The following is a 21,927-nucleotide window of genomic DNA, read 5'->3' as shown; positions in this document are numbered from 1 at the left end:
GATTGAAACTTGCCAGCATCCTGGCGGCGGTTGACTTGAGAATGCCGGAAACAACCTAAAACCCTATCAGGGATTGAAACGCGGATAGAAGTAATAAAAAAACTTTTTTTCTACAGCCGGAAACAACCTAAAACCCTATCAGGGATTGAAACTGACTTATGCTCTACAGCTCGCTCAGTGCATTTTTGGCCGGAAACAACCTAAAACCCTATCAGGGATTGAAACTGATTTGGAATAAATTAGACAAACAGATTAAAGAGCCGGAAACAACCTAAAACCCTATCAGGGATTGAAACTTGTGTTCGAGCTCTACGGCAGTGTAGGTGTACAGCCGGAAACAACCTAAAACCCTATCAGGGATTGAAACGAAGGAAAAATTGATGACACCGGAAACAAGAATGATTACGCCGGAAACAACCTAAAACCCTATCAGGGATTGAAACGCGACTGATTCTGCTTGATGATAGTTTCTGCGATCGAGCGCCGGAAACAACCTAAAACCCTATCAGGGATTGAAACTTGATTCATTGTGGTTTTAGTAAAAATTGCTGAGCTTCGAGCCGGAAACAACCTAAAACCCTATCAGGGATTGAAACAAGGCGATCGCTTCTATCTTTAAGTGCGATCGCCGCCGGAAACAACCTAAAACCCTATCAGGGATTGAAACATTCGGAGCCCTTACGATGGCACAGTACGACGTATCAAAGCCGGAAACAACCTAAAACCCTATCAGGGATTGAAACTCCTCCCAAATCACTTCTTCGCTTTCATTGAGTGCCGGAAACAACCTAAAACCCTATCAGGGATTGAAACGACAAAAAACCTGATCAATTCGGGTTTAATGTGGTAGGCCGGAAACAACCTAAAACCCTATCAGGGATTGAAACAACCCGTGGTACTGGGGGAGTCTCTAAAGCTTCTGCGCCGGAAACAACCTAAAACCCTATCAGGGATTGAAACCAATAAATTATTTTCTTTTCTTCAAAAAATGCTCATCGCCGGAAACAACCTAAAACCCTATCAGGGATTGAAACAAGCTGGTTGATGAGCATTTTTTGAAGAAAAGAAAAGCCGGAAACAACCTAAAACCCTATCAGGGATTGAAACCAGATTTCCCAAAATTTCAATCTCTAAAAGCGCTTCGCCGGAAACAACCTAAAACCCTATCAGGGATTGAAACGCGGGCGATTGGGGCTATTTAGCAGATGAACGCCTAGCCGGAAACAACCTAAAACCCTATCAGGGATTGAAACTGAATGTTGCTAAGCAACATACTTTCCCGGTAATCACGCCGGAAACAACCTAAAACCCTATCAGGGATTGAAACTTTTATTCTTTATGTTTGGTTCAGATATTTGCTTTTGCCGGAAACAACCTAAAACCCTATCAGGGATTGAAACTAAACTGCTAAGCGTAATGCCGTTGTTAACGGTTCGGCCGGAAACAACCTAAAACCCTATCAGGGATTGAAACTTACAAGGAATAGGCGAATTAATACCGGAAACCATTTTAAGCCGGAAACAACCTAAAACCCTATCAGGGATTGAAACTTCAAGCGGGAGTGGTTTGAAGTTGTCGATCACGTGCCGGAAACAACCTAAAACCCTATCAGGGATTGAAACAATTGTTGGCAAAAAAGGGGTGCGCCGTTACTTGCCGGAAACAACCTAAAACCCTATCAGGGATTGAAACCTTTTGAGTTAACTCTTCTAGTGTTAGAATATGAGCCGGAAACAACCTAAAACCCTATCAGGGATTGAAACAAAAAGCCACGCTCGATCGGATAATTGATTCTAGAGTTGCGCCGGAAACAACCTAAAACCCTATCAGGGATTGAAACTACCCTCTATCCGGCAGACCGGGCAATATGTCGGTGCCGGAAACAACCTAAAACCCTATCAGGGATTGAAACCAGCCACAGTTGCCCTTCAGGAGCCATGACCGCGCCGGAAACAACCTAAAACCCTATCAGGGATTGAAACACACCAGCCAATTACCGTAGCCACCACCCATCGAGCCGGAAACAACCTAAAACCCTATCAGGGATTGAAACTGTCTCCAAAATCTCCGATCACAAAAGCTAGAGAGCCGGAAACAACCTAAAACCCTATCAGGGATTGAAACCGAGTTACAGGCAGAGAATCGACAATTAAGGCAAGCCGGAAACAACCTAAAACCCTATCAGGGATTGAAACCCGATGGCTTGGAACGCACAAGAGAGCTAAAACCCCAAGCCGGAAACAACCTAAAACCCTATCAGGGATTGAAACTTAAGATATCTCTGAGAGAATATATGCACCGCTTCCGCCGGAAACAACCTAAAACCCTATCAGGGATTGAAACTGAACTATTAGGAGTGAAATCTATAGATTCTTGTAATGCCGGAAACAACCTAAAACCCTATCAGGGATTGAAACGTTATTAATCAATTCATCACATCTTTCATTCGAGCCGGAAACAACCTAAAACCCTATCAGGGATTGAAACCAGTGATGTTGATGGTGTCGGGGTTAGGTAATACTACCGCCGGAAACAACCTAAAACCCTATCAGGGATTGAAACCTATTTGAGCGATAGCAGAGGGTGCGAACTTGGCTGCGCCGGAAACAACCTAAAACCCTATCAGGGATTGAAACTATCAGTGTCGTAACCGACTAGGCACACGATGTGGCCACCAGAGGCCGGAAACAACCTAAAACCCTATCAGGGATTGAAACATAAAATCGTGATTGATCGTGAATTAGCAGAAAAAGCCGGAAACAACCTAAAACCCTATCAGGGATTGAAACTCAATCAACCAGGAAGAATGTATGGCTCAATCTTACAGCCGGAAACAACCTAAAACCCTATCAGGGATTGAAACATTAATCTACTCATCAGTGGAATCGACAAAACCACCTTAGAGCCGGAAACAACCTAAAACCCTATCAGGGATTGAAACTTTTCGTTTCACTTAGAGACTTCTCATCTTTGTTGCGCCGGAAACAACCTAAAACCCTATCAGGGATTGAAACGAAACTCTTAGAGTTGTAGGTGGTGGCAGTTTTTCGCCTGGGCCGGAAACAACCTAAAACCCTATCAGGGATTGAAACGATTTGCCACAGAGTCTCCCGATTGATTTGGGCCGCCGGAAACAACCTAAAACCCTATCAGGGATTGAAACTGAGCAAGTCAGTCACGCGAGAAATTGCATTAGGGTCAATCAAGCCGGAAACAACCTAAAACCCTATCAGGGATTGAAACCAAACGGCAATATGCGGACTTTGCCGAATACTGCGCCGGAAACAACCTAAAACCCTATCAGGGATTGAAACAAAGGCTCGGTTAGCGTAGCGGGAGCTAAAACCGAGGTAGGCCGGAAACAACCTAAAACCCTATCAGGGATTGAAACAGCCGCCATCTTTCTAATTCATATAGATTAGCCGCCGGAAACAACCTAAAACCCTATCAGGGATTGAAACTCCTCTAACCAAATTTATCAATGTACTAATGTAAAGGCTGGGCCGGAAACAACCTAAAACCCTATCAGGGATTGAAACAGCAAAGGCTTCTTTCAAGTTGACGACTTAGAAGACGCCGGAAACAACCTAAAACCCTATCAGGGATTGAAACTGCTTTAACTAATCTCAGCGCTCAGTGCCAGCGGGAGCTTGCCGGAAACAACCTAAAACCCTATCAGGGATTGAAACGCACAGAAAGAGCCAACCAAACTGCAACAACTGCTAAGCCGGAAACAACCTAAAACCCTATCAGGGATTGAAACCGGTGTGTGATACTATTAGTTAATAAGAGCAAGTGCCGGAAACAACCTAAAACCCTATCAGGGATTGAAACTTTGTTCCATATTCCCAAAAGAGCCTCGCCGCTCGCCGGAAACAACCTAAAACCCTATCAGGGATTGAAACATTTTTGGGGCTTTCGCAACGATTCCTCTCGCTGGCCGGAAACAACCTAAAACCCTATCAGGGATTGAAACCCACTTACGTGAGAAGTTAATCCTATTTTTCCATAACGCCGGAAACAACCTAAAACCCTATCAGGGATTGAAACCTCCAGTCTCGATCGCCTATCTCGGCTTTTATCAGCGATTTAGGCCGGAAACAACCTAAAACCCTATCAGGGATTGAAACTGAATACTCAATCAAGGATTTTGCCGTTCCCGATCGCCGGAAACAACCTAAAACCCTATCAGGGATTGAAACAGCAATCATCATCAGCCACACTCGCACTCTAGCAGGGCCGGAAACAACCTAAAACCCTATCAGGGATTGAAACTAGATGCGATCGTAACAATCGGCAGAATTGAAGTCACCGCCGGAAACAACCTAAAACCCTATCAGGGATTGAAACTAGCGGTGACTTTTTACCATCAACTATCTGAGCTTTTTTGCCGGAAACAACCTAAAACCCTATCAGGGATTGAAACTGGCAAGAGCCGATAGATCCAACCGCTCCGACCGCACCGCCGGAAACAACCTAAAACCCTATCAGGGATTGAAACGTTGAACCCCCGGCTGGCGCTTGCCAATCTTGAGCGCCGGAAACAACCTAAAACCCTATCAGGGATTGAAACTCGATATTGCCTCAGATGCCAACAGAAACTAAAGATTGCCGGAAACAACCTAAAACCCTATCAGGGATTGAAACGTAGTTGAAAGCAAGATTTCGATCGAGGGGTTGCGCCGGAAACAACCTAAAACCCTATCAGGGATTGAAACGGCAAGACAAAGCAAGCGATGCACAAAGCGCAAGCAGCCGGAAACAACCTAAAACCCTATCAGGGATTGAAACCTAGATTTTTAATCGGTTTGAGCTGGCGCTGTGAGCCGGAAACAACCTAAAACCCTATCAGGGATTGAAACTAGATTTTGCAGTTCCTATTGATTCAATTTTTGTAGCCGGAAACAACCTAAAACCCTATCAGGGATTGAAACGAAGCAACATACAGTTTATCCTTTGATTTATATACGCCGGAAACAACCTAAAACCCTATCAGGGATTGAAACAAAGACTCACAATTGACAGAGGAAGAAACAGCAGCAGGCCGGAAACAACCTAAAACCCTATCAGGGATTGAAACGCCAAAGACTCATTGCCAGAGCAAACGCTCCCGCGCCGGAAACAACCTAAAACCCTATCAGGGATTGAAACAGCCAAAAACCCGACCTTAACCCTCGGAATTTTACGCCGGAAACAACCTAAAACCCTATCAGGGATTGAAACAAGGTTCCCTCATAGGAATACTCTCCCATCTCCGCCGGAAACAACCTAAAACCCTATCAGGGATTGAAACGCAATCTCACATACCTAGTCGAGAAGGGCGGCCCTTTAGCCGGAAACAACCTAAAACCCTATCAGGGATTGAAACTTCTGCAATATTAACACTAGACCTTGGGTTCAAATGGCCGGAAACAACCTAAAACCCTATCAGGGATTGAAACATAGCTATTTAGCTTCATTACTTTTGTCAACAATTTTCGCCGGAAACAACCTAAAACCCTATCAGGGATTGAAACTTCAATGGTTGCGATCGTCCCGCGTCCTCCAAAAGGCCGGAAACAACCTAAAACCCTATCAGGGATTGAAACGAGCGTTCCCCTCGATATCGATCGCCCAGCCACGAGCCGGAAACAACCTAAAACCCTATCAGGGATTGAAACGAGCAAGCTTGCCAGAGTGCATTAAGCCAAATTGAGCCGGAAACAACCTAAAACCCTATCAGGGATTGAAACTTACCCAAGACACCGAAAAACTGACTATTTTCAGCCGGAAACAACCTAAAACCCTATCAGGGATTGAAACATGATTATGGCTTACGAAATCCAGGTGATGTATTTCGCCGGAAACAACCTAAAACCCTATCAGGGATTGAAACCAGAATCACTAGCCCAGGGCTGCCATGCTCGCGCTCGCCGGAAACAACCTAAAACCCTATCAGGGATTGAAACTGTGAAAAATTGCCTTAAGCCAGTTTTAGAAGAAAAGCTCAAGCCGGAAACAACCTAAAACCCTATCAGGGATTGAAACTTGTTCACCGCGCCCAAGCCAATCATTCCGGCACTGAGCCGGAAACAACCTAAAACCCTATCAGGGATTGAAACAATGATGGCTAGAATCTTAAGCATTTTCTTGGCGCTGGCCGGAAACAACCTAAAACCCTATCAGGGATTGAAACTGAGTAACTAAACTATCGGGTATGGTGAGAGCGATCGCAAGCCGGAAACAACCTAAAACCCTATCAGGGATTGAAACTCACCTACGAAAATCGGTTTGTTGCTGCATATCAAGCCGGAAACAACCTAAAACCCTATCAGGGATTGAAACTTTGCGTGGCTCCTGGACTACTCTTTGAGCCAGTTTCTGAGCCGGAAACAACCTAAAACCCTATCAGGGATTGAAACAATTTGCAATCCCGGTGTACCTTCATCGTCATAAAGCCGGAAACAACCTAAAACCCTATCAGGGATTGAAACTGATTCCAATGAGCGATTGAACCTCAGAGCTCGGCCGGAAACAACCTAAAACCCTATCAGGGATTGAAACACGAATCCCGGAGCTTGACATCCATCCCCAACGCCGGAAACAACCTAAAACCCTATCAGGGATTGAAACTCTATCCGTAGTAAATTTGCAAGAAGCATTACCAAAGGAATGTAAAGCCGGAAACAACCTAAAACCCTATCAGGGATTGAAACATGATGGCAAAATTCACGCCAGGGATAACTGAGATTGCCGCCGGAAACAACCTAAAACCCTATCAGGGATTGAAACTTTAAAAGCTTTTGGCTCTAAACCAAGATTGGTAGAGCCGGAAACAACCTAAAACCCTATCAGGGATTGAAACTCGTCATCATCACGAGCATAGATAATCACCTTTGAGCCGGAAACAACCTAAAACCCTATCAGGGATTGAAACTGAGGAGTTAGAGAGCGATCGAATTCGCCTGCTTGCCGGAAACAACCTAAAACCCTATCAGGGATTGAAACCTATGGCAATAGCTGCTGCATTCGGAATCGCTATTAGGCCGGAAACAACCTAAAACCCTATCAGGGATTGAAACCGAACGGCTGCATCTCGCGGCGCTGTTGATGTTGCCGGAAACAACCTAAAACCCTATCAGGGATTGAAACGTCTCAGACGAGGGAGCAATAGGACGATGGTGTCACAGCCGGAAACAACCTAAAACCCTATCAGGGATTGAAACCCCTAGCAGGCATGGCTAGCTTTGTGAGCTATAGCCGGAAACAACCTAAAACCCTATCAGGGATTGAAACTAGCTAACTGATTGTAGATCCGTATAGAGACATCTGTCAACGCCGGAAACAACCTAAAACCCTATCAGGGATTGAAACGCAATGAATATGTCCTCTGGTAAATCCTTTCTAAGCCGGAAACAACCTAAAACCCTATCAGGGATTGAAACGTGAATGCTTGTAGCTTTAGCAGGGATGGTTAATGTGCCGGAAACAACCTAAAACCCTATCAGGGATTGAAACAACCAGGGAAACCTTGAAAGTTTTACTGTTAAAGGGCCGGAAACAACCTAAAACCCTATCAGGGATTGAAACTACACTGACCGAAATAACTATCGGACTGGATGCGCCGGAAACAACCTAAAACCCTATCAGGGATTGAAACCAGTATTGCCAAAGCTACTTATAAGGGTTCGGGTAGCCGGAAACAACCTAAAACCCTATCAGGGATTGAAACTTTATGCGGAGCTGTAAAACTAGCAGCTTGCCCGATCGCAGGCCGGAAACAACCTAAAACCCTATCAGGGATTGAAACTTGGTAGTAGGTTATTAATCACCAGTCGTCAGTCCGCCGGAAACAACCTAAAACCCTATCAGGGATTGAAACTGTGTGCTTCTTTGTACTGTTGCGCGTCAGCATGCCGGAAACAACCTAAAACCCTATCAGGGATTGAAACAGCCACTGCTTCGGTAGTATAAAGCACTTCTATTTGCCGGAAACAACCTAAAACCCTATCAGGGATTGAAACATAGGACTGTTTAAAGCGCTGTGAGTGTTGAGTGCGGCCGGAAACAACCTAAAACCCTATCAGGGATTGAAACGAAATGGGCCCTTGAAGCTGTACGGGATGAGAAGAAAGCCGGAAACAACCTAAAACCCTATCAGGGATTGAAACGAAAGTGAAGCGGGCGATCGAATTTTGGAGACGAGCGCCGGAAACAACCTAAAACCCTATCAGGGATTGAAACCGATATCCCAACAACTTGCCCAAAGCTGAATGCTGACGCCGGAAACAACCTAAAACCCTATCAGGGATTGAAACTGGGTACTGGTAAATTGTAGCTTTGATTGATCCGCCGGAAACAACCTAAAACCCTATCAGGGATTGAAACATCAGAGAGTGTGAGTATCCCCTGCCGCTCGCCGCCGGAAACAACCTAAAACCCTATCAGGGATTGAAACGAAAAAAGCAAAGCTCTTAATCATTCTTACCAGAGCCGGAAACAACCTAAAACCCTATCAGGGATTGAAACGGTGACGCTCAAATCATTAAGTCTTGTAATCCTTTGCCGGAAACAACCTAAAACCCTATCAGGGATTGAAACCTGCGTGTACTCTACCGCTTGATGGGTGCGCTCAACGCCGGAAACAACCTAAAACCCTATCAGGGATTGAAACATGCTTGACCACGATGACATCTTACATCCAGACGCTTTGTGCCGGAAACAACCTAAAACCCTATCAGGGATTGAAACTTAGCGATGCTCCAAATCTGCCTTTACGCAGTTCGAGCCGGAAACAACCTAAAACCCTATCAGGGATTGAAACAAATTGACACCACGATCGACACCACAACCGCGCAAAGCCGGAAACAACCTAAAACCCTATCAGGGATTGAAACTCGCTTTCTGTAACCGAATCGATTCTAACGAATGCTCCTTTGCCGGAAACAACCTAAAACCCTATCAGGGATTGAAACAGAGTACCGCGCTAGACCGACTTCTAGAAGGCTGTTCACGCCGGAAACAACCTAAAACCCTATCAGGGATTGAAACTTAAAATTATTTTATCACTATCTTTCATTTTCTCTGGGCCGGAAACAACCTAAAACCCTATCAGGGATTGAAACGACCGTTAAAGATGGCTATGCCTATCTTGTCGGAATTAGCCGGAAACAACCTAAAACCCTATCAGGGATTGAAACCTGAAATCGATAATGCAATTGACAATGCAATCAAGCCGGAAACAACCTAAAACCCTATCAGGGATTGAAACTTCACAATTGCGCTTGGGAGATTGGAATTCACGGGCCGGAAACAACCTAAAACCCTATCAGGGATTGAAACAGTGGCGAAAAATCAAGGGAGAGGAAATTAGAAGCTTGCAGCCGGAAACAACCTAAAACCCTATCAGGGATTGAAACTGCAGAGGGCGGTATGTGCAGGAGCGTGGCAGAGGGGCCGGAAACAACCTAAAACCCTATCAGGGATTGAAACAATCATCAAGCACCCCTGCAAACTAGATCAAAAGCCGGAAACAACCTAAAACCCTATCAGGGATTGAAACACAAAGGAACCTTATATAAGCCTTTATGAAAAAGCCGGAAACAACCTAAAACCCTATCAGGGATTGAAACGTCAGATATGGACAAAGCTGTCCAATCGCGGACAAGCCGGAAACAACCTAAAACCCTATCAGGGATTGAAACAGTGCCACACCCGCCACCACTGCCATCTGATTCATCTTGCCGGAAACAACCTAAAACCCTATCAGGGATTGAAACAATCATTCAAGAGTTTACCGTACTGATTGACAATCACAGCCGGAAACAACCTAAAACCCTATCAGGGATTGAAACGTAATTAAAACCCATCCAGATATTTGTACCAGAAGTGAAGCCGGAAACAACCTAAAACCCTATCAGGGATTGAAACGATGTACTGTACGAAGATTTCTTGAAACATAATGCCGGAAACAACCTAAAACCCTATCAGGGATTGAAACCGAGGTATCGCTTATCGAGTATACTTGCCCAATAATGCCGGAAACAACCTAAAACCCTATCAGGGATTGAAACTAAGCCTCCCGTTAAAGCGCCTAAAATAGGAATTATACCGCCGGAAACAACCTAAAACCCTATCAGGGATTGAAACTTGGAATTTGAGCGGAAATAGAAAAACTCCGTCGGCCGGAAACAACCTAAAACCCTATCAGGGATTGAAACTTTGGGATGTTGATGAATTAGCTAAAACTTTTGAGCCGGAAACAACCTAAAACCCTATCAGGGATTGAAACCATCGAAATGATGGCTGACATCAGGCAATATCAAGCCGGAAACAACCTAAAACCCTATCAGGGATTGAAACTTCGCTCAATCAACGTCAAACACCCTTTCTCCGAAAGGATTGCCGGAAACAACCTAAAACCCTATCAGGGATTGAAACGTTTCAGGTTTCCAACCAAAAGCTGCTGGGGATTTAGGCCGGAAACAACCTAAAACCCTATCAGGGATTGAAACATGGGTAGGACTCCCCCACATTCCAACACCGAGAGTGGGCCGGAAACAACCTAAAACCCTATCAGGGATTGAAACTTAATAATTTCTTCCCGCCTTTCGGCGAAAATTTTGCCGGAAACAACCTAAAACCCTATCAGGGATTGAAACTGCTGAAAAAGCAATGCACGCAGAAAGTCCCCATTTATGCCGGAAACAACCTAAAACCCTATCAGGGATTGAAACGCTAACAATGATAGTTTATTCACTCTTTCACCGGCCGGAAACAACCTAAAACCCTATCAGGGATTGAAACCATTTACTCGCCATCTAGTACCGATCGCACAGACGCCGGAAACAACCTAAAACCCTATCAGGGATTGAAACGCAAAATACAGGCGAGACTACTGTACGAAAGTAAGCCGGAAACAACCTAAAACCCTATCAGGGATTGAAACGCGCAATTAGATGATAGATTCCTAGCCTATCCTTATGCCGGAAACAACCTAAAACCCTATCAGGGATTGAAACGGCCCTGAATCTGGGTACCAGGGTAAAGCAACAGCCGGAAACAACCTAAAACCCTATCAGGGATTGAAACTTACATACTCAATCGGGTTTTGTAAGACATCTTAAGCCGGAAACAACCTAAAACCCTATCAGGGATTGAAACTTACAGCCAATAATTCTTATTTTAATTCTTGGCTAAAGCCGGAAACAACCTAAAACCCTATCAGGGATTGAAACCCAATCCATATTACCCCTGATGTTGCTGTTGTTGAGGCCGGAAACAACCTAAAACCCTATCAGGGATTGAAACTATCCACCTTGACAGATAAGGTAATTTGCTAGCAGGCCGGAAACAACCTAAAACCCTATCAGGGATTGAAACATTACTCCGGGCGCGGTTGCTGCGAGTACCTTTGATGCCGGAAACAACCTAAAACCCTATCAGGGATTGAAACTATCCCCTTAAAAAAGGGCATTTGAGGCACTTTTGAGCCGGAAACAACCTAAAACCCTATCAGGGATTGAAACTTTACTTCGCACTTGAAAGCGATCGCAAAATGCCGAGCCGGAAACAACCTAAAACCCTATCAGGGATTGAAACTCTAAGTGGGGGGATTATAAAATATTAAGTAAGCGCCGGAAACAACCTAAAACCCTATCAGGGATTGAAACCCCCAATCTGGGAGGTAGTTATTGCCTCGAAATGTAAGCCGGAAACAACCTAAAACCCTATCAGGGATTGAAACAAAAAAATACCCGCCGATTTCTCAGCGAGTAACAAAAGCCGGAAACAACCTAAAACCCTATCAGGGATTGAAACAAGGAGTACCCTTGGCGCAAGGTGCCTGGGGCGACACCTAGCCGGAAACAACCTAAAACCCTATCAGGGATTGAAACTGGAGAAATTTTTGGATTCCAGCAAGGACTGGAGCCGGAAACAACCTAAAACCCTATCAGGGATTGAAACAATATTCGGGCGCGCCTCGGCTGAGGGCTGTCGGGCCGGAAACAACCTAAAACCCTATCAGGGATTGAAACGGTGTACCAACTACCCGGCTCGCAAGTTGCCTGCCAGCCGGAAACAACCTAAAACCCTATCAGGGATTGAAACGCGGCGGCTAACCCGCACCCTACTTATTTAACTCAGCCGGAAACAACCTAAAACCCTATCAGGGATTGAAACCCTAAAAACATAATATCGGTGTCTGTGTCGATTTTGCGCCGGAAACAACCTAAAACCCTATCAGGGATTGAAACGAATCATTACTCGCCATTCGTGACACTGGGAAAACCAACACAAGCCGGAAACAACCTAAAACCCTATCAGGGATTGAAACGTATCAGAAAAATCAGCCAAAAATTGCGGTGGGGCGAGCCGGAAACAACCTAAAACCCTATCAGGGATTGAAACAATAGGGGCGGTTTTAGTGCCATATTCATCATTGCCGGAAACAACCTAAAACCCTATCAGGGATTGAAACTGAGCTAGCTGCACAACAGGGGATAAGTGACTGGGCCGGAAACAACCTAAAACCCTATCAGGGATTGAAACCTTCATCCTTCGCAATGATGGCTAATTCAGTCAGTGAGCCGGAAACAACCTAAAACCCTATCAGGGATTGAAACTTAGGAAGTTCTACCTCTCTGAGTTCACCATCAGGCCGGAAACAACCTAAAACCCTATCAGGGATTGAAACGTGTTTCAGATGATGATGATGTAGATTCTTTAATCGCCGGAAACAACCTAAAACCCTATCAGGGATTGAAACTGTTAAACTCCCATTTTGGCTCGGTTCCGTGCAGTGCGCCGGAAACAACCTAAAACCCTATCAGGGATTGAAACATCCCCCCAGTGCCACATGGGGGATTGCTTCTTAGCCGCCGGAAACAACCTAAAACCCTATCAGGGATTGAAACAGTGCTTTGATTAATTTCTGCATTTTGTTTGCGCCGGAAACAACCTAAAACCCTATCAGGGATTGAAACGCTGCGCTACCAGCAGAAGTGGAACCGGGACAACAGGCCGGAAACAACCTAAAACCCTATCAGGGATTGAAACTCACCGACGGAAGGTTTATTTAGAGAGCATCGATCAAGGCCGGAAACAACCTAAAACCCTATCAGGGATTGAAACTCAATTTTGCTAAGATTGCCAAAATGCCTAACAGCCGGAAACAACCTAAAACCCTATCAGGGATTGAAACATTTCAGTCTAAAACTCCATAGAATTCCACAACACGCGCCGGAAACAACCTAAAACCCTATCAGGGATTGAAACTTATTTTAAGAGGGAGTCGTCGAAAACCGCCGCTAAAGCCGGAAACAACCTAAAACCCTATCAGGGATTGAAACGATCCTGGCTATGGAATTGCCGAGCTTTGCAATTATGGCCGGAAACAACCTAAAACCCTATCAGGGATTGAAACTTTGCGAGGGTGGCTTCTGCGGTGGAGCCGCCTTTTTGCCGGAAACAACCTAAAACCCTATCAGGGATTGAAACTAACCTCATCGTATTGAAGATAACGTGATTGAGCATCAAGCCGGAAACAACCTAAAACCCTATCAGGGATTGAAACGTTTCTTAAGCACTATAGAATTAACCCTCTAAGCCGGAAACAACCTAAAACCCTATCAGGGATTGAAACTTTCCCATTGACTCCACTGTGCCGGATGCCTCCTCCAGGCATGCCGGAAACAACCTAAAACCCTATCAGGGATTGAAACTTGGGCGGCCGCGCGATTGGCATCCCTGCCAAAGCCGGAAACAACCTAAAACCCTATCAGGGATTGAAACAGCGTACCCTTCATCTAAATCCCCTCCCGATAATGAGCCGGAAACAACCTAAAACCCTATCAGGGATTGAAACTGGGTATGTAGTCTAATCGAGTGTTGTGAGAGTCATGCCGGAAACAACCTAAAACCCTATCAGGGATTGAAACTAAACAATACAGCCAATACCATCGCCAACACCCGGCCGGAAACAACCTAAAACCCTATCAGGGATTGAAACTATGGAATCATCACACGGTGTCAATATGCTTGCGCCGGAAACAACCTAAAACCCTATCAGGGATTGAAACTTACTTAGTATGTTACCAACAGTGTCAGGTATGTTACCAGCCGGAAACAACCTAAAACCCTATCAGGGATTGAAACTTACTTAGTATGTTACCAACAGTGTCAGGTATGTTACCAGCCGGAAACAACCTAAAACCCTATCAGGGATTGAAACTGCATAATCATAGACCCGCGCAAAATTTACCCCGATGCCGGAAACAACCTAAAACCCTATCAGGGATTGAAACAAGCAAAATTATGCGACTAGCAGAACTTAGGAGCCGTGTGGCCGGAAACAACCTAAAACCCTATCAGGGATTGAAACAAACTTGTAAAAGCCCAAACTCAGAAAAAAGGTCGCCGGAAACAACCTAAAACCCTATCAGGGATTGAAACTCCAATGAAGCTTACATTCAAAGATTTGATTGTAAGCCGGAAACAACCTAAAACCCTATCAGGGATTGAAACACAGCTCGGACAAATATCTCTACCAGAATACTGAGGCCGGAAACAACCTAAAACCCTATCAGGGATTGAAACTTGAATTATACCAGAAAGAAGCTCAAGAATCGCCGGAAACAACCTAAAACCCTATCAGGGATTGAAACCAGATGTGTTTGCACAGTCGGCTCCAAGATGGAGCGTCCGGCCGGAAACAACCTAAAACCCTATCAGGGATTGAAACTTACGGATTCAGCTTTATTCCAGAGTGGCTGCCGGCCGGAAACAACCTAAAACCCTATCAGGGATTGAAACGGGATGCGGTAGGGCGATCGCATCGTAGGGATGCCCCTTGCCGGAAACAACCTAAAACCCTATCAGGGATTGAAACGCGAGAGTAAAGGCTTGATATCCAAGAAAGGCCGGAAACAACCTAAAACCCTATCAGGGATTGAAACTCACTTAATTTAATCTGTAACTCGCTAACCTCTTGGCTAGGGCCGGAAACAACCTAAAACCCTATCAGGGATTGAAACAATAAATTCATCGGGCTTAACTGAATATTTTGCGCCGGAAACAACCTAAAACCCTATCAGGGATTGAAACTAAAAATTACCATAGTTTTGATAAGTGGCGAGCTGTGGCCGGAAACAACCTAAAACCCTATCAGGGATTGAAACAAACCACCCCACGAATTCACTCCCCGACTAAGCGCGCCGGAAACAACCTAAAACCCTATCAGGGATTGAAACAAGCCTTACACCCACTTCTGAGCCTGCCGATGATGGGTGTGCCGGAAACAACCTAAAACCCTATCAGGGATTGAAACTAGCAGCGCCGACATAAACGCTCGGATAGTTGAGCCGGAAACAACCTAAAACCCTATCAGGGATTGAAACAGGCAAAGCACGAGATACTAAAAAAGATTGAGGCAATTTAAGCCGGAAACAACCTAAAACCCTATCAGGGATTGAAACCAAGATACTGGTCCTCAAATTATTAATACAATGCAAGCGCCGGAAACAACCTAAAACCCTATCAGGGATTGAAACAAGCTTTTAGTAGAATTCCCAAAATTCTTAGGGACAGCCGGAAACAACCTAAAACCCTATCAGGGATTGAAACTTACACTGTCTACACTTTGTCTTACACTGTCTAAGCCGGAAACAACCTAAAACCCTATCAGGGATTGAAACCTATCCCGTACCAGCACCGGGGGAATGATGAAGCCAGGCCGGAAACAACCTAAAACCCTATCAGGGATTGAAACTCGGTACACCCGCGCTGGGCCTCTGCCTTCTTCCTGGGCCACAAGCCGGAAACAACCTAAAACCCTATCAGGGATTGAAACACTAACCCTGATAGTCGTCACGATATCCCTGATAACGCCGGAAACAACCTAAAACCCTATCAGGGATTGAAACTTACACTTGTGCCTGCACAAAAAATTATTGAGGCACAGCCGGAAACAACCTAAAACCCTATCAGGGATTGAAACTTCTAAAATGCGGGCTAAGCTTTTTAAGGCATTTGGCCGGAAACAACCTAAAACCCTATCAGGGATTGAAACGTAGATTCATAATCCCTCCTCCTGAACCACAGCGCCGGAAACAACCTAAAACCCTATCAGGGATTGAAACACTGGAAGGGTGAGCGGCAAGGCATAATTACCCTTAGCGCCGGAAACAACCTAAAACCCTATCAGGGATTGAAACCTTTTTGATGAAGCTGCTATATTTCTTGGTGATGCGCCGGAAACAACCTAAAACCCTATCAGGGATTGAAACATTGATATGGTTGAGTTTGCTATCACTTTTGCTATCACTGCCGGAAACAACCTAAAACCCTATCAGGGATTGAAACAGTTAATTCGCCATTTTCATCATATTTTGAAATATGGCGCCGGAAACAACCTAAAACCCTATCAGGGATTGAAACCGGAGTAATGCTGGACTGGCGAAAAAACTACACGGGAGCCGGAAACAACCTAAAACCCTATCAGGGATTGAAACCGGATAGTTGCCGAATGTTTCAATGTTGGGGAGCGGAGCCGGAAACAACCTAAAACCCTATCAGGGATTGAAACTCAATGTTGGGGAGCGGAATGTTCGCACCTGGTTTGGCCGGAAACAACCTAAAACCCTATCAGGGATTGAAACCCAAACCATGTCGTTACCACGGTCTAGGGGCTTTATGCCGGAAACAACCTAAAACCCTATCAGGGATTGAAACATTTGCTAGCAGTGTGCCTGAATCAAATCATATCTGGCCGGAAACAACCTAAAACCCTATCAGGGATTGAAACAAACTCTAGACTGTTTTGAGTTAGTGTTCGTCTGGCCGGAAACAACCTAAAACCCTATCAGGGATTGAAACCTTTATAGGTTGATGGGGGCGTTAAATTTTAATGTAAAGCCGGAAACAACCTAAAACCCTATCAGGGATTGAAACTTGAAGCTCGACGTTATGCCCTAAAAGTAGCCAAAGGCCGGAAACAACCTAAAACCCTATCAGGGATTGAAACGAGAAAATTGACGGCACAAAATACCCAAAAGCAACGGGCCGGAAACAACCTAAAACCCTATCAGGGATTGAAACGAAATATTTTGCCCGCTAGTGACTGTGCGAGTATGGGCCGGAAACAACCTAAAACCCTATCAGGGATTGAAACTTTATTTCCTAATAATTACTTAGGATTAAACACGGCTGAGGCCGGAAACAACCTAAAACCCTATCAGGGATTGAAACTCGGGATGCAAACTTGGCGGCAGAACACTCTGGCGAGCCGGAAACAACCTAAAACCCTATCAGGGATTGAAACCTTTTTTGGATTAATGGCAATCTGAGAACCTACGCCGGAAACAACCTAAAACCCTATCAGGGATTGAAACTGGTAGACCGCAAGAATAGGCACGTAACCTATTACGCCGGAAACAACCTAAAACCCTATCAGGGATTGAAACACTAAGATATCATTCATTTGTTGGTAATGTCAAGCCGGAAACAACCTAAAACCCTATCAGGGATTGAAACGGCAAGGAGTATTGGTTTGCATACACTTCTGAGCCGGAAACAACCTAAAACCCTATCAGGGATTGAAACGAACCATTTTAGTCCAGGCATGATTCATGTGAGGCCGGAAACAACCTAAAACCCTATCAGGGATTGAAACTTTGCTCTTCCTGAGTGTTACCAAACTCTGGGATTTCGGCCGGAAACAACCTAAAACCCTATCAGGGATTGAAACGCTGGCACAACTACTTAACCTACAGCTTTTTTAGCCGGAAACAACCTAAAACCCTATCAGGGATTGAAACATAGTGGTTTCCATTGCCTGATAAAGTGCTTCTCGTGCCGGAAACAACCTAAAACCCTATCAGGGATTGAAACTCAACAGAACCAGAATCGGATGCAGAGATAAACTGCCGGAAACAACCTAAAACCCTATCAGGGATTGAAACGATTACCTGGTAATGATTGCCTTCCCAGAGGCTATGGCCGGAAACAACCTAAAACCCTATCAGGGATTGAAACAAAGAAGCCTACGACAAAGGTGCAGGTAGAGCAAGACGCCGGAAACAACCTAAAACCCTATCAGGGATTGAAACTAATCACTTCCCATTGTAGAGGTATCTAGACCGCAGTAATGCCGGAAACAACCTAAAACCCTATCAGGGATTGAAACTCAACTTTCACATCGTAGCTAGTCAACCAATCTCGCAAGCCGGAAACAACCTAAAACCCTATCAGGGATTGAAACTTAATTCTTGCAATTGACTCTCTAATCTGGTTTGGCCGGAAACAACCTAAAACCCTATCAGGGATTGAAACAATCTTCAGGCTTTGATTGAATATCTAAAGCTTGCGCCGGAAACAACCTAAAACCCTATCAGGGATTGAAACAAGCCACACGGCGATCGATTCCAGCGCGGCAGTTTCAGCCGGAAACAACCTAAAACCCTATCAGGGATTGAAACTTGACTTGGGTAATGATTTCCTCCATCCAGTCAGCCGGAAACAACCTAAAACCCTATCAGGGATTGAAACGAAGAAATTGGAATTGATGCAAGATGGGGAAGTAGTGCCGGAAACAACCTAAAACCCTATCAGGGATTGAAACTCCCCGACGTATTCCGAGCAATCCGAGAACTCCGCCGGAAACAACCTAAAACCCTATCAGGGATTGAAACCTTCGGAAGTATTCACCAGAGGAGGAGACAGGAGGAAAGAGCGTATTCTTCTCCTGACTCCTGACTCCTGACTCCTTCTTCGCCGGAAACAAGTTTACGTCCAACACTTGCCACAGCACAGGTAGTGGTGATGGAGAATCTCACATTTGATAAAAGTCGTCAGATTCAGGAATTGATTCAAACAGCAGGGTGTAGACTATTATATTTACCGCAATACTCTCCAGAGTTTAACAAAATTGAACAAAGAAGAGTCTTGGCTAAAAAGTCAAATTCGTAAACAGCTTGATGAGTTTGATTGCTGACGTTTTGGCGACCCTTGGATATCTTGCACCTTGCATCCTAACACGGGCAGTTGCTATATGTGATTTCCCAGATTATTCAGTTGAAAAAATACCAAAATTATGACCAATCAAACAACTTCTCCACTCCTACTCAGTCCCTTCAAAATCGGAGATTTACCCTTAAAAAACCGGGTAGTCATGGCACCCCTAACGAGAGCCAGAGCCGGTGAAGCGCGGATGCCCAACGCCTTGATGGCAGAGTATTACACTCAGCGATCCTCCGCTGGTTTAATCATTACAGAAGCCACAGTGGTTTCTACTCAAGCTAATGGTTGGCTCAATACACCCGGTATTTATTCAGACGAGCAAGGCGCAGCTTGGAAACAAATTGTAACTGCGGTTCATGCTCACGAAACACCGATTTTCATGCAGCTTTGGCACACCGGGCGAGCTTCCCACAGCAGTTTTCATCAAAACAACCAATTGCCAGTTGCACCCTCTGCCATCAAAATAAACGGAGAAGGCATTCATACCCCTATAGGCAAACAACCTTACGAAACTCCCCGTGCTTTAGAAACCGATGAAATCTCCCTGGTTGTAGAAGATTATCGCAAGGCGGCCGAACGGGCAAAAATGGCAGGTTTTGACGGTGTAGAAATTCACGCGGCAAACGGCTATCTCATTGACACATTTCTGCAAACCAAAACCAACCACCGCACTGATTCCTATGGCGGATCAGTTGAAAATCGCTACCGTTTTCTTAAGGAAATTGTCGAGGCGATTCTCACAGTATTTCCCGCCAACAGAGTGGGAGTTAGGCTTTCTCCCAACGGTGTTTACAATGACATGGGTTCTCCAGAATATCGAGGAGATTTTCTGTATTTCGCAGGGCAGTTAAATGCCTATGATTTAGCTTACCTTCACTTGGTAGACGGTTTGGCTTTTGGCTTTCATGAATTGGGAACGCCGATGATGATAGGAGAGTTTCGCGATGTGTTTTCAGGGCCACTGGTCGGCAACTGCGGATATACTCAAGAACAGGCTGAAACGGCCCTCAACAGCAAAGTTGCGGATTTAATAGCTTTTGGTCGAGATTTTATCAGCAATCCCGATTTGGTAGAGCGTTTTACTAATGGTTGGCCACTCAATCCGCCTGCTGAAGTCGGCGTCTGGTATTCTTTTGGGCCTGAAGGTTATATCGATTTCCCTACGTATCAGGAACCTGCAGCTATTTCTTAGTTGAGTTGGTTGGGGCGGGTTTATCAATAAATACCGAGTATGTGCATCATAGATAATGGTGAACCCGCCCCTAAAAGATGTATGGTTAATTTCTCAAAATAGGAGGAGGAGGAGTTAGAGTCATATTTAATTTTCATCGTCAGTTGAGATGGAGCATCTCCTATTTGTAAAAACACTTCTTCTGCCTCCTTCCTTCTTCCTCCTGTCTCCTGCCTCCTGCCTCCCGTCTCGGGCCTCCAATTTCTAGCTTGGCTGCAAAAGTGAGAGGCTCCCAGTTGAGATCGAGAACGTTTCCCCATATCCTAATAACCATAGGGTACTTGAAAACATCCAAGCTGCTAGCTCAGCGTTTGAGTGCCTGAAAAAAATCAATAGCGGAAGCGCTTTTAACAAGATGGCACAAAATCACAAATCAACGGTTATCATTACCGGCGCTTCCTCCGGCGTCGGTTTGTACGGCGCGAAAGCTCTCGCAGACAAGGGATGGCACGTAGTCATGGCCTGTCGGGACGTGCGGAAAGCCGGAGATGCCGCCCGAGAGTTGGGTATACCTGAAGGCAGTTTCTCCATCATGGAGATTGACTTGGGCGATTTGGAGAGTGTGCGCCGATTTGCTCGCGCATTTAAGGCCAGCGGCAGGCCTCTGGACGCTTTGGTGTGTAACGCTGCCATTTATATGCCTTTGATTAAGGAACCGCTGCGAAGCCCGGAGGGTTACGAGTTGACAATGACTACCAATCACCTGGGTCATTTCCTGCTGTGCAACCTGATGATGGAAAATATGAAGCCTTCCTATTATTCCGATGCGAGAATCGTGATTTTGGGAACTGTGACTCACAATCCAGACGAGTTGGGCGGGAAGATTCCGCCGCGCCCGGATTTAGGCAAGTTTGAGGGTTTTGAAGCGGGTTTCAAAGACCCGATTTCGATGGTTGATGGCAAGAAGTTTGAACCTGTCAAGGCTTATAAAGATAGCAAAGTTTGCAACGTGCTGACGATGCGGGAGTTGCACCGGCGCTTTCACGAATCCACCGGGATTACTTTCACTTCGCTTTATCCGGGATGCGTTGCGGATACGCCGCTTTTCCGCAATCACTATCCCCTATTTCAGAAGCTGTTCCCGCTGTTTCAGAAGAATATCACCGGGGGTTACGTGTCGCAGGAGTTGGCGGGGGAAAGGCTGGCGATGGTGGTTGCTGATCCAGAGTACAAGCAATCTGGGGCTTATTGGAGTTGGGGAAATCGCCAGAAAAAAGATGGTAAGTCTTTTGTGCAGAAGGTTTCTCCGCAGGCCCGCGATGATGAAAAAGGCGAGCGGATGTGGGAGTTGAGTGCTAAGTTGGTGGGATTGACTGACGGGGCTCAAATGGGTGCTGCGGCTGGTGCGGGCCGGTCTGCATAATTCAGAGTTACAAATCCCCTTGATCAGGCTTGGCTGTTGAAACGGCGTCTACGCACAGGATGTGGGTAGACGCTGACTCAATAATAAAGGGGTTATTAAACTCGGATTTTGTATGATGCACCAAAATCAAAGAAACCGGGTTTTTTAGTGGCTCTGCGGGTTGTAACTCACATTTTGCACTATTCTTCAGAACAGGCAAGATGCCTGTTCCACAAGAAAATTTATCTCTTGTGGAACAGGCGTAACTCACATCTTCCACCATTCTTCAGAACAGGCAAGATGCCTGTTCCACAAGAAAATTTATCTCTTGTGGAACAGGCGTAACTCACATCTTCCA

General features: G+C 45.3%; 3 protein-coding genes and 1 CRISPR repeat array (1 of these 4 running past the window's edge). All 3 genes read left to right on the top strand.

Features of this window, described 5'->3' with window-relative positions; genetic code table 11:
- Positions 1-18,668: direct repeats of the CRISPR family, unit length 37 nt; unit sequence GCCGGAAACAACCTAAAACCCTATCAGGGATTGAAAC; it reaches 465 nt to the left of the window's first position.
- A 67-nt stretch (positions 18,669-18,735) separates the two neighbouring features.
- The 3 genes from QUB08_RS32070 to QUB08_RS00635 all read left to right on the top strand — a co-directional run bounded on the left by QUB08_RS32070 (position 18,736) and on the right by QUB08_RS00635 (position 21,590).
- Positions 18,736-18,945: a transposase gene (locus QUB08_RS32070; RefSeq protein WP_445300875.1), complete on the top strand. Its 210-nt coding sequence runs from the start codon at positions 18,736-18,738 to the stop codon at positions 18,943-18,945.
- 124 nt (positions 18,946-19,069) lie between these two features.
- A complete protein-coding gene (locus tag QUB08_RS00640; protein WP_333222557.1) occupies positions 19,070-20,188 on the top strand; it encodes an alkene reductase in 1,119 nt (372 codons plus the stop codon).
- Positions 20,189-20,582: 394 nt separating this feature from the next.
- Positions 20,583-21,590: a protochlorophyllide reductase gene (locus QUB08_RS00635; protein ID WP_333099251.1), complete on the top strand. Its 1,008-nt coding sequence runs from the start codon at positions 20,583-20,585 to the stop codon at positions 21,588-21,590.
- Positions 21,591-21,927 lie beyond the last annotated feature (337 nt).

It is taken from the genome of Microcoleus sp. BR0-C5 (assembly GCF_036705045.1).
Classification (GTDB): domain Bacteria; phylum Cyanobacteriota; class Cyanobacteriia; order Cyanobacteriales; family Microcoleaceae; genus Microcoleus.
Note: the sequence above shows the minus strand (reverse complement) of the source record. Positions and strands in the feature narration are given on the sequence as shown.